The sequence below is a fragment of the Streptomyces sp. N35 genome (assembly GCF_016464295.1).
In the GTDB taxonomy this organism is placed as follows: domain Bacteria; phylum Actinomycetota; class Actinomycetes; order Streptomycetales; family Streptomycetaceae; genus Streptomyces.
Genome location: NZ_JAEIMH010000006.1, coordinates 130375 through 152854, shown reverse-complemented (window position 1 = coordinate 152854; position 22480 = coordinate 130375). Strand labels below are relative to the sequence as shown.

25 protein-coding genes are annotated in these 22480 nt (G+C 66.9%); 20 read left to right on the top strand and 5 right to left on the bottom strand.

Annotated features, from left to right (window positions below; genetic code table 11):
- Positions 1–2 precede the first annotated feature (2 nt).
- From JAO81_RS05430 to JAO81_RS05340, 20 genes are all read left to right on the top strand, one after another.
- Complete coding sequence (locus JAO81_RS05430; RefSeq protein ID WP_199546601.1) at positions 3–1547, top strand: hypothetical protein; 1545 nt, start codon at positions 3–5, stop codon at positions 1545–1547.
- Positions 1548–1592: 45 nt separating this feature from the next.
- On the top strand, positions 1593–3131 hold the full coding sequence (locus JAO81_RS05425) for a phage portal protein (protein ID WP_199546600.1): 1539 nt from the start codon (positions 1593–1595) through the stop codon (positions 3129–3131).
- Positions 3131–4165, top strand: a complete 1035-nt coding sequence (locus JAO81_RS05420; RefSeq protein WP_199546599.1) for a hypothetical protein — start codon at positions 3131–3133, stop codon at positions 4163–4165. The genes JAO81_RS05425 and JAO81_RS05420 overlap by 1 nt, the downstream gene beginning before the upstream one ends.
- Positions 4166–4199: 34 nt before the next feature.
- Positions 4200–4841: a phage scaffolding protein gene (locus JAO81_RS05415; RefSeq protein WP_199546598.1), complete on the top strand. Its 642-nt coding sequence runs from the start codon at positions 4200–4202 to the stop codon at positions 4839–4841.
- A 132-nt stretch (positions 4842–4973) separates the two neighbouring features.
- Positions 4974–5891 (top strand): phage major capsid protein, encoded by a 918-nt coding sequence (locus JAO81_RS05410; RefSeq protein WP_199546597.1) that lies wholly within the window; start codon positions 4974–4976, stop codon positions 5889–5891.
- A gap of 2 nt (positions 5892–5893) precedes the next feature.
- Positions 5894–6256 carry a hypothetical protein gene (locus JAO81_RS05405; protein WP_199546596.1) on the top strand — a complete coding sequence of 121 codons (363 nt, stop codon included), beginning with the start codon at positions 5894–5896 and terminating at the stop codon, positions 6254–6256.
- Between the two features lie 2 nt (positions 6257–6258).
- Positions 6259–6705 carry a hypothetical protein gene (locus tag JAO81_RS05400; RefSeq protein WP_199546595.1) on the top strand — a complete coding sequence of 149 codons (447 nt, stop codon included), beginning with the start codon at positions 6259–6261 and terminating at the stop codon, positions 6703–6705.
- Positions 6702–7037, top strand: coding sequence for a hypothetical protein (locus tag JAO81_RS05395; RefSeq protein ID WP_199546594.1), 336 nt, complete (start codon positions 6702–6704; stop codon positions 7035–7037). Before JAO81_RS05400 ends, JAO81_RS05395 begins: the two co-directional genes overlap by 4 nt.
- A gap of 101 nt (positions 7038–7138) precedes the next feature.
- Positions 7139–7516 (top strand): HK97 gp10 family phage protein, encoded by a 378-nt coding sequence (locus tag JAO81_RS05390; RefSeq protein WP_199546593.1) that lies wholly within the window; start codon positions 7139–7141, stop codon positions 7514–7516.
- Complete coding sequence (locus tag JAO81_RS05385) at positions 7516–7968, top strand: hypothetical protein (protein ID WP_199546592.1); 453 nt, start codon at positions 7516–7518, stop codon at positions 7966–7968. Before JAO81_RS05390 ends, JAO81_RS05385 begins: the two co-directional genes overlap by 1 nt.
- Positions 7969–8033: 65 nt before the next feature.
- The gene (locus JAO81_RS05380) at positions 8034–8642 is read left to right on the top strand and encodes an endonuclease VII domain-containing protein (protein WP_199546591.1); all 609 of its coding nucleotides are present in this window, start codon (positions 8034–8036) and stop codon (positions 8640–8642) included.
- Between the two features lie 8 nt (positions 8643–8650).
- On the top strand, positions 8651–8812 hold the full coding sequence (locus tag JAO81_RS05375) for a hypothetical protein (protein WP_199546590.1): 162 nt from the start codon (positions 8651–8653) through the stop codon (positions 8810–8812).
- Positions 8813–8815: 3 nt separating this feature from the next.
- Positions 8816–9376, top strand: a complete 561-nt coding sequence (locus JAO81_RS05370; RefSeq protein ID WP_199546589.1) for a hypothetical protein — start codon at positions 8816–8818, stop codon at positions 9374–9376.
- Positions 9377–9384: 8 nt separating this feature from the next.
- Positions 9385–9798 carry a hypothetical protein gene (locus JAO81_RS05365; RefSeq protein WP_199546588.1) on the top strand — a complete coding sequence of 138 codons (414 nt, stop codon included), beginning with the start codon at positions 9385–9387 and terminating at the stop codon, positions 9796–9798.
- Positions 9799–9941: 143 nt separating this feature from the next.
- On the top strand, positions 9942–10067 hold the full coding sequence (locus tag JAO81_RS43320) for a hypothetical protein (RefSeq protein WP_267912973.1): 126 nt from the start codon (positions 9942–9944) through the stop codon (positions 10065–10067).
- A 4-nt stretch (positions 10068–10071) separates the two neighbouring features.
- Positions 10072–13647, top strand: coding sequence for a phage tail protein (locus tag JAO81_RS05360; protein ID WP_199546587.1), 3576 nt, complete (start codon positions 10072–10074; stop codon positions 13645–13647).
- Positions 13647–15290: a hypothetical protein gene (locus JAO81_RS05355; protein ID WP_199546586.1), complete on the top strand. Its 1644-nt coding sequence runs from the start codon at positions 13647–13649 to the stop codon at positions 15288–15290. Before JAO81_RS05360 ends, JAO81_RS05355 begins: the two co-directional genes overlap by 1 nt.
- Positions 15290–18166, top strand: a complete 2877-nt coding sequence (locus JAO81_RS05350; RefSeq protein WP_199546585.1) for a fibronectin type III domain-containing protein — start codon at positions 15290–15292, stop codon at positions 18164–18166. Before JAO81_RS05355 ends, JAO81_RS05350 begins: the two co-directional genes overlap by 1 nt.
- A gap of 11 nt (positions 18167–18177) precedes the next feature.
- Positions 18178–18675, top strand: coding sequence for a hypothetical protein (locus JAO81_RS05345; protein WP_199546584.1), 498 nt, complete (start codon positions 18178–18180; stop codon positions 18673–18675).
- On the top strand, positions 18668–19492 hold the full coding sequence (locus JAO81_RS05340) for a hypothetical protein (protein WP_199546583.1): 825 nt from the start codon (positions 18668–18670) through the stop codon (positions 19490–19492). The genes JAO81_RS05345 and JAO81_RS05340 overlap by 8 nt, the downstream gene beginning before the upstream one ends.
- A 91-nt stretch (positions 19493–19583) precedes the next feature.
- On the opposite strand, the gene JAO81_RS05335 is transcribed toward JAO81_RS05340, so the two are convergent.
- The 5 genes from JAO81_RS05335 to JAO81_RS43315 are packed head-to-tail and all read right to left on the bottom strand — an operon-like array spanning position 19584 to position 22479.
- Positions 19584–19781, bottom strand: a complete 198-nt coding sequence (locus JAO81_RS05335; protein ID WP_199546582.1) for a hypothetical protein — start codon at positions 19779–19781, stop codon at positions 19584–19586.
- Positions 19781–20389 (bottom strand): hypothetical protein, encoded by a 609-nt coding sequence (locus JAO81_RS05330; RefSeq protein ID WP_199546581.1) that lies wholly within the window; start codon positions 20387–20389, stop codon positions 19781–19783. The genes JAO81_RS05335 and JAO81_RS05330 overlap by 1 nt, the downstream gene beginning before the upstream one ends.
- Positions 20386–21249 (bottom strand): hypothetical protein, encoded by an 864-nt coding sequence (locus JAO81_RS05325; RefSeq protein ID WP_199546580.1) that lies wholly within the window; start codon positions 21247–21249, stop codon positions 20386–20388. Before JAO81_RS05325 ends, JAO81_RS05330 begins: the two co-directional genes overlap by 4 nt.
- Complete coding sequence (locus JAO81_RS05320) at positions 21236–21469, bottom strand: hypothetical protein (RefSeq protein WP_199546579.1); 234 nt, start codon at positions 21467–21469, stop codon at positions 21236–21238. The genes JAO81_RS05325 and JAO81_RS05320 overlap by 14 nt, the downstream gene beginning before the upstream one ends.
- Positions 21466–22479: a glycosyltransferase family 4 protein gene (locus tag JAO81_RS43315; protein ID WP_199546578.1), complete on the bottom strand. Its 1014-nt coding sequence runs from the start codon at positions 22477–22479 to the stop codon at positions 21466–21468. Before JAO81_RS43315 ends, JAO81_RS05320 begins: the two co-directional genes overlap by 4 nt.
- Position 22480: the final 1 nt, after the last annotated feature.

Genomic DNA, 22480 nt, shown 5'->3' with positions numbered 1-22480 from the left:
CCATGACCACTGTCGTCCGCGCGCCCGGCTATCTCAGCGGCCTGGATGCGGAGACCTTCGACCTCACTGCCTACCTGGCCCGGTTCGACCCCAGACTCCTCGCGGACCCTGAAGGGCGCCGCCTGCTCACGCGTCTTGATCCCCTGCTGTTCGCCCTGGTCTATGTCCGGCACCATCTCCGGGACTCCGAGGGGACGATGACGTTCGGTGACGCGCACCTGGACTGGTGTCGCGCCGCCCGCGCCTGGGTGCGGCCGGCGAGCGTGCCGGCCGAGCGGCGCGACGCCTATGTCGCTCCCCGGAACATGGGCAAAAGCACGTGGTGGTTTCTGATCTTGCCGCTGTGGGCTGCCGCGCATAGTCACGTCAGGTTCGCTGCAGCGTTCGCTTCGTCGGCGACGCAGGCCGAGACGCACCTGGGCACCTTCAAGCGGGAGATCGACGGCAATGAGCTGCTGCGGAAGGACTTCCTCGACCTGTGCACGCCCGCCAAGCGCCCCTCGGGCGGGAACGTCGCCGACACACAGAACATGTACATCGCCCGGTCGGGATTCGTGTTCGCGGCCCGCGGCATCGACTCGTCGAACCTCGGCATGAAGGTCGGCGAGACCCGCCCTGACCTGATCTTGTGCGATGACATCGAACCCGACGAGAGCAGCTACAGCGTCGAGTTGGCCCGGAAGCGCCGCACCACCCTGATCGACTCGATTCTGCCGCTCAACGTGTACGCGCGCGTCGTCATCTCCGGCACGGTCACCATGCCCGGCAGCATCGTGCACCAGCTTGTGAAGCACGGCCGTGGTGTCGAGACCGCGGACTGGGTGAAGGAAGAAGGCTTCCGCGCGCATTACACGCCGCCGATCGTGCGACGCCCGAACGGCACGGAGCGGAGCATCTGGCCGGGCAAGTGGCCGCTCGACTACCTCAAGTCCATTGAGCACACGCGGTCGTTCGCGAAGAACTACGCCAACGACCCGATGGGCGCGGACGGGGAGTTGTGGACGCCGGACGACTTTCGCTACCCGGGCGACGAGGGTGTCGACCCTGTCACGCACATGATGCTGTCGATCGACCCGGCGGTCACGGCGAAGAAGGGTTCGGACTACACGGGTCTGGCGGTCGTGTCCTGGTCGGCGCGGCACAGGCGGTGCACGGTGCATGCCGCGATCGGGTTGAAGATCCAGCCGGGGCCGCTGCTGCGGGAGCGCGTGCTGGCGCTCCTGGATGAGTTCCCGCAGATCGGCCTCATCTTGATCGAGGTCAACCAGGGCGGCGACACCTGGCAGGCGATCTTGCACGGCATGCCGGTGAAGGTGAAGACCGTCACGCAGACGGAGAACAAGTTCACCCGTGCCGAAGGGGTGTTGAACCACTACCAGCGCGGCCGGGTGATCCACGCCCGGCGGCTGGTGGAGGTGGAGCAGCAGATGTGCGCGTTCCCAAAGGCCCCGCACGATGACCTGGTCGACGCTGTGGGGTCGGCGGTGCGCCGATTCATCCCGACGAAGAGGGAGACCCCCAAGGCCCAGAGCGCAAGCTACCTTTGATTCCAAGGTGAATGCGTATGATTGCCTTGATGAAGGGTGGTAGCTGTGGCGTCGAGTGACCTGATGTACGGCATCGAGCAGCTCGACGAGGCGCGCCCCAACTACCGGCAGGCGCAGGACTACTACGACGGCACGGTCCCCGAGATCTTCGCGTCGGCCCGTCTGCGCCGCGCCCTCGAAGACACGGGTGTCGATTTCCGGCTGAACTTCAGCAAGACCCCCGTGGACGCGGTCGTCGACCGCCTCGAAATCGCGGCTATCACCGGCGCCGACGACGCACACACCCAGCTCATCTCGCAGGTGTGGGCCGGCAACGGCATGGACCTCGAAGCTCTCGATCTCCACCGCCGCGCCTGCACCCTCGGCGACGCCTACCTGATCGTCCTGCCAACCGAGGACGACAACGGCACCGTCGTCGGCGTGGAGATGCACTACAACTCTCCGCAGACCGTCCGGGCGATCTACTCGCAGGAGAACCCCCGCGAGGTCGAGTACTTCATCAAGCAGTGGTGCGAGACGCGGACCCTCGGCAAGGTCCAGCGCGCCGAACTCCTGTACTGGGACCGCATCGAGCGCTGGACCACGAAACCGGGCGCCGACGGCAAGCAGGCCGGCGACTGGATCCACTGGCTCGCCGATCCAGAAGATGACGCGCCCGAGGACGCCGACTCGTGGATCATCAGCCACGACTACGGCCGGCCGCCGGTCTTCCACTTCCGCACGGCGCGGCCCTACGGCCGACCCGAGCACATCGGTGCCTACGGCCCGCAGAACGCCATCAATAAGCTGTCCATCACGCACATGGGCACCGTCGACTATCAGGGCTTCCCACAGCGTTACGCCCTCACTGACGCGGCCACCACCGACACCAGCGACTTGGAGCCTGGCGACTTCGACGACTTCCCGCCCGACGACGCGAGCAGCGGCCCCACCGACACGGGCGACGACTCCAGCCTCAAGGCCGGGCCCGGCGAGGTGTGGATGCTCCGCGGCTTCAAGACCGTTGGTCAGCTGGACGCCGCACAACCAGGCGTGTTCCTGGACCCGATCTTGTTCGAAGTCCGGGCCATGGCACAGATCACCACCACGCCCCTGCACCTGTTCGACCCGCAGGGAGACGTGCCGTCCGGTGAAAGTATCCGGGCGAAGGAAGCCCCGTTCGTCAAGAAGATCCGCAACCGGCAGCTCAGCTTCGGCGCAACCTGGCGCGACGTCTTCACCTTCACCCTCCAGCTCCTGGGCATCCAAGGCGCCACCGTGGATGTGCGATGGGTGCCCGCCGCCACCGTCGACGACCAGACCGGATGGGAAACCGTCGGCGAGAAGATCAAGAATGGAGTGCCGCGGAAGCAGGCCCTCATGGAGGCCGGCTACCGCGAGGAGCAGGTCGACGAATGGCTCAGCGGCGTAGACGACGCCGAACTCGCCCGCCGCGTCGACATCCTTGCCACCCTCGCCGACTCCGCTCAGAAGCTTGGGGCGGCAACGGCCCTTGGGGTTGTCTCCGGCGATCAGGCGCAGGCGCTCCTGAACGGCGCCCTGGCCGACATCGAGCTGCTCGCCGAAGGCGAGGCGCGAACGTGATGGCCCGCCGGGACCGCAACGCGGCCCTCGCCTCGCTGGTCCAGGACGATCAGACTGACGCCGTCCGCGACTTCGAAGACCGCATCGCGGCCCGCGCCATCGGTGATCTGGACGACCGCTTCATGATCCTGTCGCAGCGGTCCCTCACGGCCTGGATCACCGCCTTCGGCAGCACCACTGCCGAGGCCAACCAGCCGGGTGTGCTGCGGCGCCTTCTCGCCACGATCCGGGCCGCCATCCGCCGCCTCCTGGCCCCGCTCGGGTCACGAGCCCAAGAGGCCCTTGGCGACGCCCTGGTCGAAGCTGTGCTCCTCGGCGCGAGGCAGCATGCGGCGTTCGTCGAGGAGGCCACCGATCGCCGCAGCCGCCCCGTCAACGCCCGCCCATCCAGGTCCCTGCGGCAGCGCGCCGCAGCCGTCGCGGATGTTGTGGCCGACCGACGCGACCGGGCACTCGCCGACCTCCGTGGCGCCGCGGCCCGCCGATGGAGCAGCGTGCAGAACGGGATCGGGATTGCCCGCAGCGCACTCTCCGCGGTCCGAGGACACATCACCACCACCGTGAGTGAGGCCGTCAACGAGGCAGCCGAAGCCGCCATCGAGCACCTCGGCGCGAAGAAGGTATGGATCGCAGAGCGTGATGCGTGCGTCAACTGCGCCGCCTACGCCGGCCTCACCGTGGCCACCGACGCAGACTTCCCGGCCGGCTGGTCTTGGGACCCGCAGCAGCGAGGCCGCGGGAGCGAACTGGCCGCGCCACCGAAGCACCCGAACTGCCGCTGCCGGGTGACTGCATGGCTTGATGACTGGGCCGTCGAGGGCGTGATCTCGTTCCCGGATTCCCTGCGTCGCGAGGCCCGCCGCTCGATCGCCCGCGGCTGGAGTCTGCCGACCGAATCCGGCGCGGCCCGCATCCGGGCAGCCCGTGAACTCCTACGCACCGGTCCCGGATTGCCGAAGTCCGTCGAGGAGTTCGCGCTCCTGGCGGTGCGTGCCGGCCGTTTCCCTGACCGCACTTTTCCGACCAGCCCGTGATGGGTGACCCGCAACCCCGAGATGGGAGCAGCAGATGAGCGACACCGAGTTCGACAACAGCACCGACGTGGACGACACCGGCACCGAGACCGAGGGCGCCGACATCGACGTCGAGAACGGTGACAAGACTGGGCAGGGCGAACCGCCCAAGCCCGGACCGCCCGCCGACGCGAAGGCGGACACAGCTGACAGCGATCCGTTCACGCCTCCGTCCGAGGCCGAATGGCGCAGGATCCAGACCGCGTTGAAGAAGGCCAACGAGGACGGCAAGCGGCACCGGCTCCGCAACAAGGAGCTGGAAGAGAAGACCCGCACCAACGAGACCGAGCACGAGAAGGCCCTGCGTGAAGCCCGCGAGGAGGGCGAGAAGCGGTACCGGGCGCCCCTCGTGCAGGCTGCGGCCCGTGCCGCGCTGTCGGAGGCGGGGCTCGGCGGCTCGACGGACCGTGTGATGCGGCTACTCGATCTGGAGTCGCTGTCGGTCGATGACGACGGCGATGTGATCGGGCTGGCGGCTGAAGTCGACCGGATCAAGAGCGAGTACCCGGAGTTCTTCCAGGCGGACAAGCCGAAGCCGAGGGTGCGTCCGACGGCTGCGGACCGTAAGCCGGCGGAGGAGAAGTCCAAGTCGACTGCGGAGCGGCATGCGATGAAGGTTCTGGGCCGCGCGGGTTGACAACCGAAGGTATATTCATCGATAGGTGAATTGATCCGGTGATCGGATCGGCCGCCGCCCTTTGATGCGAAGGCGCCCGTGATGGGGCCCGAGCCCGACAGCTTCCCCATCACACGCCCGCAGGAGGGCACCGTGGCACGCAACACCTATGAGGCGTGGATCCCGGAAGAGGACTCTTCCGAGGTCATCCAGCGCGTTGACCAGATGTCCGCCGTCGAGGCCCTCGCCTCCCCGGAGTCGATGAGCTCCAACACCAAGAGCATCCCGCGCTCGGCCGGCGTCGGCGTGGCCGTCGTCGACAAGGGCGGCGCGTACTCCGAGGACACGTCGACGAACGACGACATCGTCCTCACCGCGAAGAAGCTGGGCAAGGCGATCCGTATCGCCGAAGAGGACATTGACGACTCGCTCGCGAACATCCTCGCCACCAAGCAGAAGGACTGGGCAACCAGTTACGCCAAGCTCCTCGACAACGCGACCCTCGCCGTATCCGCGGCGCCGGGTGCGGGCGTGCCGTTCGCGTCGGTGTACTACACCCTGACCCAGACCGACGCGGCGCTCGGCTACACGGCCAACGACAACGTCACGGTGGCCGCGTCCGGCGGCGTCACGTACAACAACCTGTCCGACACCCTCGGAGACGTCGAGGGCGGCGACTACTTCGACCTGTCCCGCACCGTCGTCATCGCCCACCCGTCCTTCCGCGGCGTGCTGCGAACCATCAAGGACGACCAGGGGCAGCCGGTCTTCGTGCAGGGCCAGGGCGGCGACCGCGGCACCCCTGACACGCTGTTCGACCTGCCGTGCCGCTGGTCGCTCGGCTGCCGTGTCTCGGCGACCGCCACCGACGCCCCCACCGGCAAGCCCGTCCTCATCGTCGCAAACGCCGACTACCTGCGCCTGGGACGCCGCTCGGGGCCGGAGTCCATCTTCATCGACGGCCGCGACGGGCTCTCCGCCCTGACCGACGAGTCGATCCTGAAGATGCGCGCCCGCCGAGCGTTCGCCCTGTCGCACCCGAAGGCCGCCGCGATCCTCCTCGGGGTCTGAACATGGCTGCGCAGACGGCGAAGAAGGCCGCAGCGAAGAAGCCCACGCCGGAAGAGGAGACCGCCAAGCGGTCCGCCGACGGCTCCGAAGGCACCCGCCACGAGAAGGACTTCGTCGTCCTCGGCAACGACCTCGGCGACGAGGACGGGCCACTGCACGACCCGAACAAGCTGGCCGTCCTCAGCGAGGCCATCCAGCGCGGCCTCCACCCCCGCGGGGACGTGTCATTCGACGGGGCCGAGCTCCTGCACGACGGCGTCTCCTACCAGCTGCGCTACAGCGTCGACGTGATCCCTTCGGCGATGGACACGGAGCCCGAGAAGACGACCACGCCCCGCGACAAGATCGAAGACGGCGAGGGCTGAGCATGGTCGACGCCTGGGCCACCGCACAGCAGGTCATCGACATCACCGGCGTCACAGTGACAGATGTCCAGCTGACACAGGCCCAGTCGTCGATCGAGACGTTCTCCAACCGGATCTACGACGACACCCCGAAGATCCGGCCCCGTGACCTCTACTGGCTGCGCAAGGCCGTGGCCTACCAGGCGGCGTGGGAAGTCGGCCAGTACGACCTCAACACCCGCCTGGACGCCAACCAGGTGCAGCAGGACGGCGTCGTCGCCAACCTCGACGCGCGGGCCATGATCCTCGGCCCGCGCGCCAAGCAGGCCCTGCAGCGCTGCTCGTGGATGCGCTCCCGCACCATCCACGTCCGCTCGGCGTTCGAGGACGGGCAGCGCGGCTACGGCTCCGTCCTCAACGAGGCGTCCGACGAACAGCACCACTGGACGCCGATGGGCGGTGGCGCATGAACCTGGCCACCACCCGGGTCACCATCCTCGGCGGCAGCAGCACCGATGCGTTCGGCGACGAGACGGACGGCGCCACCGTCCTCGCAACTGCCATCCCCGCCTCGCTGATCGAGGCGTCCCGCACTGCGTCCGAGCCCATCACGGGCACGCCGCGGATCGTCCGCACCCACGTCTGCCGCGTTCCCCCCGGCACCGACATCGACGAGACCAAACGGATCAAGGACGAGCAGACGAACGAGATCTACATCGTCGTGTCCGTCACGAAGAACTCCAACCCGGCCCTCGCACAGCCCCTGCGCGTGGACCTGAAACGCACAGGACGAGCCGCCTGAGGCTCCGACATATTCCCGCCCCGCCCGGTACTTCACGGCCCGTCAACGGCCCACCAGGCAGGGGCATCAAGGCCCGCCAACCGTCGAGGAGGTGAAGGGCGATGCTGAGCGCATCTTGCACGGTGACCGTGAATCACGGCTGGCGCGGCTGGGTCCGCAACTCCATCACCCGCTACCTCCACAAGCTGGGCCGCGAGATCCAGAACGACATGGAACGCATGGCCCCCGTCCGCACCGGACGCCTCCGTGCCGGCGTGTACTACGAGGTGAACCGCGGTCAGCTGCGCGTCGGGGTTCGCAACGTGCCGTACTGGTCCACGGTCGAGTTCGGATCCGGGCCGCACGAGATCAGGCCCAACGCGAAGAAGGCCCTGTACTGGCCCGGCGCCCGCCACCCGGTGAACAAGGTCTTCCACCCCGGCACCCCCGCTCAGCCGTTCATACGTCCCGCCCTCTACAAGCGGCGGGGGGCTCTGTGATGGCCGTGATCCCGCTCGCCAACTCCGAGCTCGTCGCCGCGGCGTGGCTCGCCGGCGCCGACGGCATCGAGGCCGGCCAGGTGGCCACCACCCTCCCCGCGGACTCGACGGCCTGGGCTGCGAACGGCTTCGTGCACGTCGTCGGTGTTGCCGGCGGCTCGCCGCAGTTGCACTACGCGCTGCGGGAGCCGGTCGTGCAGGTCGACGCCTACGCGGTCAACCCCAACTCGGGGAAGGCGCCGTGGGGCAAGGCGTCGTCGCTGTTCGAGCTCCTCGTTGCCGCGACCTACGACGAGGACCGCATGCACCGCACCCTCGCCCTCCCTGCCGGCTACCCACAAGCCCGGGTGATGACCGCCCATTTCATGTCGGAGCCGCGACGGATGCCAGGGGACGACTCGTCATACGCACGCTACAGCGGAGATTTGAGTATCCACTGGATCAGTCTTTAGTAACTGGCATAGTTCACGACATGACCAGGACATGCAGCAAGTGCAGTGAGACCAAGGAGTTGGACATGTTCTCGAAGCAGAGGAACGGGAGCTTGGGGCGTTCATCCGTCTGCAAGCCCTGCCGCTCTGCTTACAACCGAGAACTGCGATCCCGATGGTCACGTGAGGGCTCGGTTGGAACACACAAGGTGTGCCCAGGTTGCGGGCAGAACCTTCCGCTCACGGACTACTACAAGGCCAAGAGCAACCGGCTGGGTGTCCAGACCAACTGCAAGTCCTGTACATCGGCCAATCGGACCGAGCGGTACCGAGAGGACCCGCAGCGGTACATCCAGTACACGAAGAAGTGGGCTGAGGCGAATCGCGATCGGGTCCGCCGGAACGCCCGGTCGTCACGGCTACTGAAGAAGTACGGCATCACCGGTGACGAGTACGAAGCTCTGCTCGAGGCCCAAGACGGCCGGTGCGCCATATGCGGCACCACAGAGCCTGGCCTCACGACGGGCGGTCACCTCACGATCTTTCGCGTCGACCACTGCCATGCAACGGGCGCCGTTCGAGGCCTGCTCTGCAACAACTGCAACATCGGCATTGGTCAACTCGGTGACGATCCGGAACGCGTTGAAGCCGCCCTCCACTACCTCCGCAACTTTCTCGAGAAGGCACGTCTCTAGGAGCCCTGATGCCGACCGTCCGCACCACCATCCAGCCGCACGTCGACCTCGAGGTCGACGAGGCCGAGTACCTCGACCTGAAGCGCCAGGGCATCCTCGTCGAGGACCAGCCCGTTCCTGCCGCCGCACCGGCCAAGACCAACACCGCCGCGAAGGGCAAGGAGTCCTAGGCCATGGCCGTAACCACCACCAACTTGATCATGGGGCCGGGGACGTTGTACCTGGCGAACTTCGGTGCGACCGAACCCCTCGACACCGCGATCAACGCGATCCCAGCTGCGTCGGCATGGACGGACCTCGGCGGCACACAGGACGGCGCGAAGCTCACCATCGACCAGACGTACACGGACCTCGAGGTCGACCAGATCGTCGATGTCGCTGGCGCCCGCCTCACCAAGCGGCTGTTCACCATCGAGACGAACCTCGCCGAGCCGACGCTGGAGAACCTGAAGTACCTCCTCAACGACGGCACAGCCGCGTCTGGGGCGGGCTTCAAGTCCTTTGAGCCGATCTACGCGAGCTCGGCGACGCAGCCGACGTACCGGGCGGCGATCCTCGACGGCTTCAGCCCTGACCAGAAGCGCAGGCGCTTCATCATCCGCAAGGTGCTGTCCAGCGACAAGGTCGAGTCCACGTACAAGAAGGACGCGCAGACCCTGTTCACCGTGAAGTGGTCCGGGTTCTACGTCAGTTCTGTGATCGCCCCGTTCAAGCTGATCGACGAAACCGCCTAGGAGACTCTGTGACCGCCCGAGCGTCCAAGACCCGCACCGCTCCGGTGCCCACCCCTGACGAAGCGTCGGGGCCGCTTGAGTTCACCTCCGACGGCGAGGTTGAGGAGGAGGTACGCGAGACGCTGTTCTCCCTCGACGGGGAGGTCTTCACGATTCCGAAGGTCATCGACCAGCGCATCGTGTACCTCGGCCTCAACAAGGTCCGCACCGAGGGGGCACTGTTCGCCGCCATGTACCTCGCCGAGCTCCTCCTCGGTGAGCGCCAGTATGAACGCTTCATCGAGCTGTACGAACTCAAGAAACTCACGCCGAAGCAGTTCGACCAGGTGACCGCTGTCATCAGCAGCCGCTTCTTTGATCACATCAACAGCCTCGACAACGACGCGGCGGGAAAAGCTGCGGAGCCTTCGCCGACCAGCTGACCGCACACAGCTGGATCATCGAGTACCGCGAGGACGTCGACGCCGACTTCCTCGCCCTGTACGGCATCGACCTCGAAACCCGCACTCTGCCGGCCAGACGCTTCCTCGCCCTGGCCCGCCGCCTCCCCGTCTACTCCGGGGCGATGGCCGCAGCCGTAGCCAACGAACAGTCCGCTGCCGCACCTTCGGACCCCGACGCCCCTCAGGAGGTGTCCGTGGACGCCATGAACCTTCTGGTGCCTGGCCTGATCGAACGCGTGGAGGTCTGACCCCGTGTCGTTCCTCATCGCGTCCGGCCACGTCAACGTCGAAGCCCGCACCGACAAAGCCCTCTCAGCAATCACAGGGGTGGTTGCGGCTATGGGCGCGCTCGGCCCTGCCGGTGCAGTCGCCGCAGGTTCGATGGCCGCGGCCGGCGCAGGCATGGTCGCCTTCGGCCTGGCAGCCGGCAAGCAAGTCGCGAACATCGCGAAGGCGAGCCAGGCCCAGACGAAGTACAAGAAGGCCGTCGAGGAGTCAGGCAAGACGTCCGAGAAGGCCGCCAAGGCACAGAACGAGTACGCGCGCACCATGGCGAAGATGCCGCAGGCGACCCGCGAGACTGCCGCGTCGTTCATGGTGATGAAGGACGCGTACAGCAAGTGGTCGGACTCGTTGGCCGACGACACGATGCCCGTCTTCACGAAGACGTTCCAGACGTTCTCGGCGCTGCTGCCGAAGACCAGCGGGCTCGTGAGGGGCACGTCGCGGGAACTCGATCGTCTCATGACCGTGATCGCCGGCGGGGTCGCGTCGCCGGGCTTCGACCGGTTCATGGTCAAGGTCGAGAAGCTCAGCAGCGCCGCACTGAACCGGATGACCGACGGCCTGATCAACCTGTCCCAGACGCTCAACACCTTTGGTGACAGCAGTCAGTTCGAACGGTTCATGGACAATGCGCGCGAGGCCGGGCCCATCATCAGTGAGACATTGGGCAACCTCGGCCGCGCCCTGCTGCACCTGATGGAGGCCGGCAGCGACGTCGGTATCTCGCTGCTGCACGTGGCGAACGCTCTCGCCGAGTTGGTGTCCGCGATCCCGCCTGAAGTTCTGGGTACGCTCCTGCAGTTGTATGCGGCGTTCAAGCTGGTCAAGCTGGGCGCGGCAGGCGTGATCGCGCTGAGCGGCGGGATGGCCGGGTTCGCTGCGTCCCTCGCGGCAATGCGCGCGGCGTCGCTGGCTGCAGGTGGCGGCCTCGCGGGTCTGGCGGCAGCGTTCGGTGTCCTCAGCCGCGCGGCGAAGGGCACGATCATCGTGGCCGGTATCGCTGCCGCAGTGATCGCCATCCAGAAGCTCAGCAACCTCGGCCGCGAAGCCCCACCGAACGTCGACCGGCTGACGACGTCGCTCAAGGAACTCGGCAGCACCGGCAGACTCACCGGCGAGGGCGCGCGGGTGCTCGGCGAAGATTTCGGCAAGCTCCACGACGTCGTTGCCAAGGTCGCCGACCCCAGCATCTCCGAGTCGATCAACAACTGGGGCGCCGACATCACCAACGGCTTCCTGCGTGCCGGCGACTCCACCGAAGACCTCATCGAGAAGATGGACGGCATCGACAGCGCGTTGGCGAACCTCGTCGAGGGCGGCCACGCGGACCTTGCAGCAGCCGCGATCGAGCGCATGACCAAGGGGATGAGCCCGGAGCAGCTCAAGGAGTTCAAGCAGGAGCTCGACAACTACAAGGAAGGCCTGAGGGACCAGAAGCTGGAGCAGGAGCTCGCCGCGGGCGCCATGGGCTTGTTCGGTGAGCAGGCGATGGCGACCAAGAGCAAGTTGGACGCGCAGAAGCAGAGTGCGGACGGGCTGCGGCAGTCGATCCAGGCCCTGAACGATGTGAACCGCGCGGCACTCGGCGGGATGATCGGCTTCGAGGCGTCCATCGATGCCGCGGCCAAGGCTGCGAAGGAGAATGCCGGCTCGCTCCGCATGATCAACGGCGAGTTGGACACGAACTCGCCCAAGGCGCAGGCCGCGGCTACGGCGCTGGCCGACCTTGCGGCGAAGACGGATGCGGCGACTGCGGCAGCAAGAGAGAGCAACGCTCCCTGGGAAAAGATCAATGGGATCTACTCGCGGGGTCGTAGCGAGCTCATCAAGTACGCGCAGCAGATGGGACTGTCCAGCGCGGAGGCTACACAGTTCGCCGACTCCATCCTGAAGATCCCGAACAAGGCTGAGACGCGGATCGAGATGCACCGCGAGGACGCCATCGCGGGCCTCGACGCGGTCATCTCGAAGATCAAGTCGACGCCCGGGTCGAAGAGCGTCACCGTTGGCGCTCTCACCGACGGCGCGATTCGGATGCTGGAGGACGTGGGCTTCCGCACGAAGAAGCTCCCCAGCGGCAAGGTGCAGGTCACCGCCATCACAGGCTCTGCGCTCTCGAACATCAAAGCCGTACAGCGCGCACGAGACGGACTTGCATCCAAGACCATCACGATCACAACCCGGTACGTCGTCACGGGCAGTTCGGCACGTACCAGCGGCGGCCAGGGTTCGCAGCTGAAGTACGCATCCGGGGGTCCGGTGCGCGGCTATGCGTCCGGCGGCGGGATTCAGGCGTTCCCTATGGGCGGCCTCGCGATCGGCCCGGGTACGGGCACGTCGGACAGCATCCCGGCCCTGGTGTCGAACGGTGAGTGGGTGATGAAGGCGGCGGCGGTCGCCCGGTACGGCACCCGCTTCATGGCCGCGATCAACGACGGCCGGCTGCCGAAGTTCGCGAAGGGCGGCCTCACCCAAGCGCAGAAGGACGCCCGGAAGTCCCTGACGAGTGACGTCACCTTCACCACCGCCGGGAAGATGGCCGGTTTCAAGAACGCGGAGATGTCCCGCGACCTGGGCACCCCGGACTCGGTGTCGGCGCTCGCCGGCACCATCAACACCTACCTCTCACAGATCAAAGCAGCGTTCACGGGGAAGACCGAGTCGTCGCTCGTCGGGAAGATGACGGCCTCCGGCAAGGCGCTCCTCGCCCATCAGAAGAAGCTCGAAGGGGTCAACAAGAGCCTGGACGCCGCGAAGTCGAACTTCGAGGACCTGAAGGGCAAGTTCGATTCCCTGAAGACGTCGATCTCCTCGTCGCTGATCTCGTTCGGGAACATCACCAAGGTCGGCAAGTACGGCACCTCGCCGGAGACGCTGATCAAGCAGTTGACCGCGGACGCCGGCCGCACCACCCAGTTCGCCGGCCAGCTCGAGCAGCTCAAGGCCCGCGGCCTGAACGGGCAGATGATCGAGGACATTGCGTCCGCTGGTGTCACCGGTGGCGGCATGGCGACCGCGCAGTCGCTGCTGGCTGCGAGCCCTGAGCAGATCGCCCGGATCAACGAGCTGCAGAAGCAGCTGACGACTTCCGCTAACAAGGCCGGAACTGTTGCCGCTGATGCGATGTACGGGGCCGGGCTGCGGGCGGCCGAGGGGCTGGTGAAGGGACTCACTGCTCAGCAGAGCGCGATCGAATCGGCAATGATGAAGATCGCCAAGTCGATGGAAGCGGCCATCAAGAAGGCCCTCGGGATCAAGTCACCGTCCCGCGTGATGATGCAGCTCGGCCAGCACACCGCCGACGGCTTCAACATCGGCGTCGCCTCCCGCAAGAGCCTCATCACCGCCCCGAACAAGATGAGCATCCAGGCCCCGAGCAGCGCGGCTGCACAGACGGGACCCACCATCAATCTCACGGTGAACGTCAACAGCAACGACCTGGCCAGCAGCCCCGCCGAGCGGCGCCGCATCGCCAACCTGCTCGTCAAGGAAACCAACGACGCGCTGCGCATCTACCAGCGTGAGAGGTCGGTGAGCCGCTGATGCCCCAGGGCGACTACGGAGACCTGAAGGTCGGCCGGCTCATGCTCCGCGAGACGTTCGAAGCCAACGAGTCGAGCGGCGAGAGCCGATCCCTGGAACTGTCGGGGCAGGAGTCGAATCCGCCACTCACCCGCAGCGAACTGGTGTGGCGTCACGACAACCTGACCGCGCTGGAGCAGGGCTCCCTGGTCCCCGCCACGTTCACCGACAAGCCCGAACGCAACGGCTACTACGAACTGGGCAGCGTCTCCGCCGCGTACACCGAGTGGCGCGGCGACGTCGTCAGATCGGACTGGACGATCGGCCTGAGACGGTTGGGCACCGACGCCGAGATCGACCTGCAGAGCCGCCTGACCGGCGCGGTCCGCGCCAACGACTTCGCCCTCACCGGCGAACGCTGGCACGCCCCGCCCATCGGCCACTACGGCTACTACACCGGATCCACCAACCCGTCGGTGATGACGCGCACCGGCGCCGATGGGGCGATGACCGTGTACCGGGGTGTGCCGGCCGGCGTGTCCCCACGGTGGGGCTGCACCCCGACGAACTACCTGACCGGCCGTGTCCAGCTGACCTCGTCGGGGACAGAACTGTGCGGCGTCGACCAGGCCCTCCCGCCGACCGGCTGGGCGCTGACCAACGGCCTCGTCAACGTGACTACGTCGGCTTCCGGAACCCTCGACGTGCAGGCCCACACGGGGGGCGCATGGCGCTCCAAGTCGTGGAACGTCAGCGTCGCCGGGAGCGCCTCCTCGATCACCACGTGGGATGGCGCGACGCTCCTGAAGAACGAACCCGAGCACGTCATCATGCGCCTGACCAAGAGTCTCAACCCTGGCCGGGCGACCTTGGACCTCGCGCTGCGCCGCGGGTCCCGCTTCGTCGAGGGATATCTCCAGGTCGGCACATCCGACACCCTCGCCGCTTACCGCAGCACGGCCGAGACCAACACATCCTTCGCCGCCTCCGGATACCTGGTTGCCACCGACGACGACGCCGACGGCAACCGCTTCGCGATCGGCTCCGCCCGCACCTTCACCGCCCACGCCAACGGCGGAGTGCAAAAGGCCGCCACCACCACGCTGGACTTCTGGATCGGCGTCGCCGGCTCCCAGGCGTCACTCAACGCCAACCCGAGCTTCGACACGGACACCTCAGGCTGGACGGCGACGAACGCCACCATCACCCGCTCCAGCACCCAGTCGAAGTACGGGGGGTGGTCCGGACTCCTCACGTCCACCGCCGGCTCAGCGCCGCGGGTGCAGTCGGCCAATGCGCCAGTCACTTCCGGCCAGAGCTACCGGGCCTCGGGGTGGCTGTACGCCCCCGCACCGATCGCGGGCGGAGTCGCCCTGAACATCAACTGGTACGACGGGGGCGGCGCGTACCTGTCGACGTCCGCGAACTCCACCACCCCGGTCAGCGGCAGCTGGTTCTTCATGGACACCAACTTCAGCGCACCCGCGTCGACAGCATTCGGCGCCGTCCATTTCGCACTCAACGGCTCGCCCGGCGCCGGCGTCCTGCTGTACGGCGACGACATCCGACTGCGCGCTGCCACGCCCTCCGGGGATGCTGCGCTCGACCTGCGGAATCAGTACGTCGGCTGTCTTCCCGAAGTGGTCTACGGGGTGAGGCGCTGATGCCTGTCACTCAGATCCTGACCGCTCCCGGGTCGTGGAACTTCTCGCTGCGGCCAACGGCCCCTCCAGACCTGTGGGACCGCATCACGTACTTCGGGCACATCGCGCTCGTGCCGGGCCGTATGGCGCCTGACCAGTACGGCGACAACCTGCTGACCGCTGCCCGCTACGTGGGAGTCGTGCGCAAGCGCGGCACCTCCGGCGACGACCGGCGCACCAAACAGATCGAGCAGGAGTACGAACTCGCCGGCGTCGGCATGTCCGTGTGGCTCGGCGACGAGGACAACAAGGGCGCCGTCCTCGAGACAGCCGTTGAGGTGAACAGCCAGACGTTCGCGAACACGATCCGGGCGCTCCTGCCCACACCGGGCCCGGTCACTGAAGGCACCCTCTACCCGGTCGGCACCACATACTCGGGGCGGCACGTCTACGAGTCGCCTCGGCAGGCCATCCAGTACGTGTGCGACACTTTCGCCGCTGCCGCTGGCACGCCGGTGTCGTGGCGGGTCAACGGCGACGGCACCCTCGACGCCGGCCCAGAGGCTGATCTGTACGTCACCGACCCGCAGTGCATCATCTCGAAGAAGCAGGCCGGCAAGGATCTCGGCGGACTGGAGTCCGTGTCCGGCGGGTTCGCCGTGACGCGGGACGCCGAGGACTTCACCACACGCATCGTGCTCCTCGCCGAGGGCGAGGGCGAGTCCATCGCCACCGGCACCGCCGACATCGGCCCCGGCGCCAACCCGTACAAGGACATCCACGGCAACCCGCTGCAGATGACCCGCCTGGCGTCCGAGTCGGACACCACGGTCACCAACGCGGACACCCGAGCGCAGCTGCTCCTCGAGCAGTACACCGGTACGCATGACGGCCTGACCGTGGAGACCGACAACTACTACATCGAAGGCGCCTTCGATGTCGGCGACTGGGTGTGGGTATACGACCCGGACTCCGGACTCGTCGACACCGCCAACGAAGTCACCTTCCGGGGCGAGCGTCTCAACCCGATCAAACTGCAGGTGACCGAGACGTCGTGGCCCATCAGCGAGGGCTACACCGTCGCCTACCGGGACGCCAACGGTGCCTGGTACGACCTCACGGACCACGTCGATTTCGACACGGGCCACACCGTGAACGTCACCGTGGGCGGCTTCGCTCGCGCACTGCAGCGTGCCGGGGGAGAGCCGGTCGGGTCCCGCCCCAATCAGGACACGTCGATACCTGGCGTTCCGGTGCTGGTCGAGCCGTTCGTCGGGTCCGCGTACCTCACTGCCGAGGGCTTCACACGAGCCCGCGTGATCATCGCTTGGAGTGCCCCCAACAACGTCGACGGCTCCACCATCCTCGACGGCGACCACTACGAGATCCGCTACGCCGTCGACGCCGACATGCTCTACCCCTCCACCTGGGCCCAGGCCTCCCAGATCACCTGGGCCGCAATGGAGACATGGGCACAACCGTTCGTCGCCCCGACCGGCCAGTGGCAGACGATGTTCGTCGCCTGGGGCGAATCCTCCGCACAGCTACAGGATCTGTCACCCGGCGTCGGCTACGACATACAGATCCGCGCCGTCGACAAGGTCGGCAACACCGGCGCCTGGAGCAGCATCACGACGTTCGTCGCGTCCGAGGACAACATCCCGCCATCCACTCCCGCCGCACCCACGGTGGCCGGCTCCCGAATCGCCCTTCAGATCACGCACGAGCTCGGAAAGTCGTCCGGCGGCACGTACAACCTGGAGTCAGACCTCGATCACTTCGAGGTCCACGTCGACTACGAACCCACCTTCACACCCACCGACGACACGTTGAAGGGCAAAGTCCGCGCCACCGCCGGAATGATCCAGGCGCAGATCCCCGTCGTCGCCACCGTGCAAGTCGAGGAAACGAACACCAGGTACGTGCGCCTCATCGCCGTTGATATCACCGGCAACAAATCCGGCCCCAGTGACGCAGCCTCGGCAACCGCGCTCCTCATCGACGACGCGCACATCTCCGACCTCACCGTCTCCAAGGTCACCGCCGGCACCGTGTCCGCGAACTGGCTCCTCGCCGCCTCTATCCGCACCGCCACGACCGGAGCACGCGTCGAGCTCAATGCGGCCGGCCTGCAGGCCTACAACGCGGGCGGTATCCAGACCGTCAACATCGCTGCCGCGGACGGCTCGGTCAGCCTCCTCGGGCAGATCAGCTCCGGCACATCAGGCCGCCGCCTGGAGATCATGCCTACGGCCACGTACCTGCCGGAGCTCCGCTTCTACCCGAACACTGGCAGCAACTACGCCTACATCAACGCCGCCTCCTCCGGCACCAACTCGAACCTGGGCATGAACGCCGGCGTCTTCGACGACGCCGGGGTGAGCGTCTTTTCGCGTCTCTTCCTCACCGACGGAACAACAGAACTCGGCATAGTGCGCGCCGACACCGCGGAAAGGCGCGGCGGATACCTCCGAGTCACATCACTCCAGACGCACGTCGGCTACCACGCCGGCGGCATCGACGGAGGCGTCTTCCGGGGCCGGGTGCAGGACGCGAAAGTCGGCTGGGACGACGGCACAGCCGCCACGGCGAACTATCACCAGTACGAATCCAACCTGACGCGCCACCTGGGGCGTTGGCGGAACTACGTGGCGGTCGACTCGAACGAAGGCATCTTCACCGGCAGCGACACCGTCACCAGCGCCGCAGGGGCCACGTACTCGTATGGCGCCACGATGCTCACGTCCATGGTTCCCATCGTCACGCTGCGCGCCTCCAACTTCGGCACAGCAACGCCCACCGTGTGGGGCGTCTCCGCCTCATCGACAACGAGCTTCACCGTTTCCTGGAACAACACCCAAAACATGAACGTCAGCTTCTGGTGCTACAGGGTCTGAAGGGAGACGCAATGCCAGAGACCTGGACCGTCGAGACGGTCGCAGAGAAGAAGATCGGCGACACGCCCTGCTGGCAGTTCCGCCTACTCAGGCCCGACGGCAGGCCACACATCCACACCATCCCCATGGCTGCCCTCGACCGGTACGCCGCCGAATACGACATGAACCCGACCGACACCGACTCCCTCCTCGAGATCCTCCTCCACGAGCCGCACATGCCCATGACCGATGAGGCCGACGGCACCCCGCAGCGTTACGCCGATCCCGGCCCCACCCTGTGGGAGGCCGAAAGTACGCGCGCCGCCCGGGAAGCCCACCTCAGCCGCGTCAAGACGTGCCCGGTACGCATCGACGTTCGCGGGTCCCGCGCAGTCGACACCATCCGTGCCACCCACACCCCAGACCGAGAACGAGTGCGCACCATGCGCGAAGAGGTCGACACTATGCGCTGGGTCCACCAGCACAGCGACCTCCCCATCCGGCCCGCCGAGGAGATCCTGCATGCCTGAAACGCCAACGTCGCGCCTCGGGCTGCACCGCCCTCTCAACAACGGCAGCGAACTCGTCAACGTCCAGACCGACCTCAACCAGAACCTCGACAAGCTCGACCTCGCCGCCGGCTTTCAGATCGTCACCTCCGGCACCCGGCCCGCCGCCCCCTACGCGGGCAAGCCCATCACCGAATCCGACACCAGCTACCGCACCTACTTCTCCAACGGCACCGCACCCGCGTCCGCATCCTGGGTGCAGATCCCTAACTCCTCGTCGACGTACAACGCCGACCTGGTACTGGTCGACGGGAAGGACTTCGTCGTCGGCACACGCCGGATCCGCAACCAGCTACACGCCGCGACCACGACCGTGGCGAACACGGTGGCGGAGACCGTCGTCGCCACCATGACGATCCCCGCCAACGACCCAGTGGCAGGCGCGATCTACCGCGTCGAGGCCTGGGGCATCGCGTCCGTGACGGGCACCCCGACGTTCACGGTGCAGGCGAGGCTCGGTGGGGTTGCGGGTACGAGCATGGGCACAACTGGAGCGATCACAGCATCGACCGGCGTGACGACGAGGGCATGGAACGCGCGCTTCGACCTGGTGTGCGCCGTGGCCGGCGGCGGCGGATCCTGGCGTCCGTCGCTCGCCGTGTACCAGGACGTCGCCGTCGCCGCGCTGCCCGGTCAGTACAGGCAAATCCAGCAGGCCGCGGCCGTCGCAAGGTCGACAACAACCGCAGCAGACATGGTGATCACGTGGACGTGGGGCACCGCCTCGGCGTCCAACACAGCCACCTGCCAGGGCGTCATCGCCCAACGCATTGCATAGACAAGGAACGGACCATGACCACGTTCGAAGTCATCCTGTTGATCGAAGTTGGCATCATCGCCATCGGATCACTCCTCGGCTGGCGCAGGCCCTAACTCCGCTGCTCGTCCGCGAACAAGGGCGGTCCGGTCTCGTCCACGCCGCTAGCCGGGGACGCGTTCTGTGCCTCAGCGAGCTGCCGTTCGAGCACGTCGACCTGGGCACGCAGGAGCAGGTTCTCCTCGAACAGCTCCCGGCACCGCTGCCGGAATGTTGGGAAAGCGTCCTCAACGCTGATCTGCTGAGCCATTACGCCACCTGCTCTGCTGAGCCGACGTGCTTCCACACCCGGTAGTTGACGATGTTGCGGAGGTGACCCTCACTGATGCCGTACTCGGCCGCCAGGGCGCGCTGCGAAAGTCCTCCAGCCGCGTAGCGGCGCCGGGCCTCGACGACGCGTGCGCTGGTCATCTTGCCGGGCCCGAGGTGGATGCCAGCCGCCATCGAGTCTCGTGCGTTGTCGTGAGGTGTGCCTTTAGCCCAGTGCCGCTCGTTCTGGCAGAGCTTGTTGTGGCACAGATGCCGCACTACTTCGCCCGGCTCAAGCGCACCGACCTTCTGCCGATAGCCCCATGCGTGCACCTTGACGAGGTGGCAGTGCCCGCCCGGCGTGTAGGTGCCGTCCCAGAACACCCCGTAGGCGTTCCCTTGAGCTCCGAGCCACGGATGGCAAGCATCTGGACCGCCACTCCGGTCTATCTGGTTCTCGTAGCGTTCCAGCGCCGTCCCACCGTGGAGATACCGCCGACGGTCCTCGAACGAGCCGTCGCCACGCTTCCTTGCACGGCGGTAGTGCTTGTCGCACAGCCCTTTGGCGAGAATCTTCCGGCCGCAGCCGTCTGCCTTGCAGTTGGTCACAGCTTCTCCGCGATCTCTCGGTAGCGGCCCAGGAGGGCAGATCCATCCAGGAAGGGCTTCTGCGGGAAGAAGGACCAGTGCGACACGATCGCGTCGCCACGGATGATGTTCGGCGCTCCGGTGGCGAGCGGCTGGTGGATCGTGTGCCAGCTTTCCTCCTCATCTGGGACGAGGACGCCAGGCTTAGGTAGGCCCGCATAGGTCCCGCCGAGGCTCGCGAAGCAGCTGACAGAGAATTGCGTGCCGGGAGCGAGCGGGAAGTCCTGATAGAGGTACAGGTCCTCGACGGCGTCGCGCTCGATGTGGTCGAGCAGTAGCTCGTGCAGCTTCACGGCGAAGGGTCCGTTGGCCCAGCCGGTCGGGTCCATGCAGTACGGCTTGACCTCGCCCCACTCCATCGGCACCTTGCCGCAGGCCTGAAGGAAGTGGCTACAGATCGCATTGTTGAAGATCACGGGGAACACGGCGACCGGCGCCGGCATTTCCAGCCGGGCCCGCACAAGGTTCGCAATGGCGTCGTCATGCAGGTACACCACGTCGTCGTCGAGCCTCAGGTACACCGAGTTCGGGTCGGTCATGTACCGATAGGCCAGGCCGGTGTACCGCTGCTTGGGGAGCCGGCCGAGGTTGATGCCTTCGGGCCGGTGCTTCAGCTTGAACCAGCCGTGCTGTTCAGCGAGTTCGTGCGCGTAGGCGACGTCGTCTTCCTGGCCCGTGGGGTCTGTGTTCATGAACGCCCACACCTCGTCGATCAGGCCGCGCTCGACATCCCGCTGGAGGTACTTGATCAGGATGCTGTACGTGCGGCGCCTGCCGTAGGGAGTCCAGGCGATCACGCGGCGGCCGTCAATCACTGCCATCTCCTGTCGTTGCGTCGCCGTGGTCGGGCTCGCTGAACTCGCGCCCGTCAAGGCTGTGGTGGGTGAAGACCCAGCCGTCTGGCCTGCCGTCGCGTGGAATTGCCCGGGGGAGCGGGCCGCACGGACAGGTCTCGCTGAAGTCGTGCACGATGAGGTCATCCAGCGGCACGGCGTGGACCACCGTGTCGCTCACCTCCTGCGCAAGCCACTGGCCGCTCACGCCGCCGCCTTCGCGGGCGTCATCAGCGCCGTCTCCCACTGCCGGTTGAGCGCCTGAAGGATCGATCCCGATGCTTCACCGCGGGCGGTCATCCCGATCCGCTGTCGGAGGTCTGGATCGTCGGCGAGCTGCTTCAAGTTGCGGCCCCACTCGTGCTCGTGGCGCACGAGGAAGCCGTTCTCGCCGTGCCGGATCACCCGCCGGTACGGCTCGATGTCCGATGCGATCAGAGGGATGCCGAGCATCGACGCCTCGAGGAACTTGGTCGCGAACTTGGCCCGGTTGAACGGGATATCGCGGTAGGGAGCCACCCACACGTCGAAGGCGCTGACGGCCTGCAGATACCGGCCGAAGTCCTTCACCCAGCCGAGCGCCCCGAGGCGTTTGCCGGCCAGGCCGCGGGATACTGCGGTCGGCGCGTCGATGCCGACGAGCCGCACCGTCACCCCGCCGGGGCGCGGGTATGCGGCGATTCGGTTCAGCGCCCGCACGACCCCCGGTACGCCGAGCTCGTTCATCGTGGATGCGGTGCCGGCCCAGCCGACGGACAGCACCTCGGGGGAGTAGTCGCGGGGCTCACCCAGGTACTGGGCGGGCAGGCCGTTCGGAACGACCCGCACGTCGTCGTGGTGTTCGCGGAGCACGGCGGCAAGCGGTTCAGAGCAGCACGTGACGACGTCCGCCTCGGCGATGTTGCCGAGGAGGCTGCGGCGGAGACTCGGCTCGGACCACAGCCGGTACGCCTGCACGTTGGCCGGGTCGAGGTGCAGGTAGTCGTCGTCCAGGTCGAGGACCAGCCGAGTGCCCTGCTCCTTCAGCTCCCGCCACCGCTCGCTTACTCCGGGCTTCGCGACCCGGCAGCCGACGATCACGTCCAGCTCCTGCCAGTCGTCGGGCAGCCGCATGCCCCATGTCACCTGGTGGCCGAGCCACTGCAGCGACATGCCGGGCAGCACGGCCCGGTACACGCCAGAGCCGGACTCGTCGGCCGACCACATGTGAATGCGCACG

Coding starts and splice junctions, on each gene's coding strand:
- JAO81_RS05340 (WP_199546583.1), top strand. CDS start 18,668: ATGCCTGAAACGCCAACGTCGCGCCTCGGGCTGCACCGCCCTCTCAAC.
- JAO81_RS05350 (WP_199546585.1), top strand. CDS start 15,290: ATGCCTGTCACTCAGATCCTGACCGCTCCCGGGTCGTGGAACTTCTCG.
- JAO81_RS05355 (WP_199546586.1), top strand. CDS start 13,647: ATGCCCCAGGGCGACTACGGAGACCTGAAGGTCGGCCGGCTCATGCTC.
- JAO81_RS05415 (WP_199546598.1), top strand. CDS start 4,200: ATGAGCGACACCGAGTTCGACAACAGCACCGACGTGGACGACACCGGC.
- JAO81_RS05430 (WP_199546601.1), top strand. CDS start 3: ATGACCACTGTCGTCCGCGCGCCCGGCTATCTCAGCGGCCTGGATGCG.
- JAO81_RS05345 (WP_199546584.1), top strand. CDS start 18,178: ATGCCAGAGACCTGGACCGTCGAGACGGTCGCAGAGAAGAAGATCGGC.
- JAO81_RS43320 (WP_267912973.1), top strand. CDS start 9,942: ATGGCCGCAGCCGTAGCCAACGAACAGTCCGCTGCCGCACCTTCGGAC.
- JAO81_RS05400 (WP_199546595.1), top strand. CDS start 6,259: ATGGTCGACGCCTGGGCCACCGCACAGCAGGTCATCGACATCACCGGC.
- JAO81_RS05405 (WP_199546596.1), top strand. CDS start 5,894: ATGGCTGCGCAGACGGCGAAGAAGGCCGCAGCGAAGAAGCCCACGCCG.
- JAO81_RS05335 (WP_199546582.1), bottom strand. CDS start 19,781: ATGGCTCAGCAGATCAGCGTTGAGGACGCTTTCCCAACATTCCGGCAG.
- JAO81_RS05375 (WP_199546590.1), top strand. CDS start 8,651: ATGCCGACCGTCCGCACCACCATCCAGCCGCACGTCGACCTCGAGGTC.
- JAO81_RS05325 (WP_199546580.1), bottom strand. CDS start 21,249: ATGGCAGTGATTGACGGCCGCCGCGTGATCGCCTGGACTCCCTACGGC.
- JAO81_RS05370 (WP_199546589.1), top strand. CDS start 8,816: ATGGCCGTAACCACCACCAACTTGATCATGGGGCCGGGGACGTTGTAC.
- JAO81_RS05385 (WP_199546592.1), top strand. CDS start 7,516: ATGGCCGTGATCCCGCTCGCCAACTCCGAGCTCGTCGCCGCGGCGTGG.
- JAO81_RS05380 (WP_199546591.1), top strand. CDS start 8,034: ATGTTCTCGAAGCAGAGGAACGGGAGCTTGGGGCGTTCATCCGTCTGC.
- JAO81_RS05390 (WP_199546593.1), top strand. CDS start 7,139: ATGCTGAGCGCATCTTGCACGGTGACCGTGAATCACGGCTGGCGCGGC.
- JAO81_RS05395 (WP_199546594.1), top strand. CDS start 6,702: ATGAACCTGGCCACCACCCGGGTCACCATCCTCGGCGGCAGCAGCACC.
- JAO81_RS05420 (WP_199546599.1), top strand. CDS start 3,131: ATGGCCCGCCGGGACCGCAACGCGGCCCTCGCCTCGCTGGTCCAGGAC.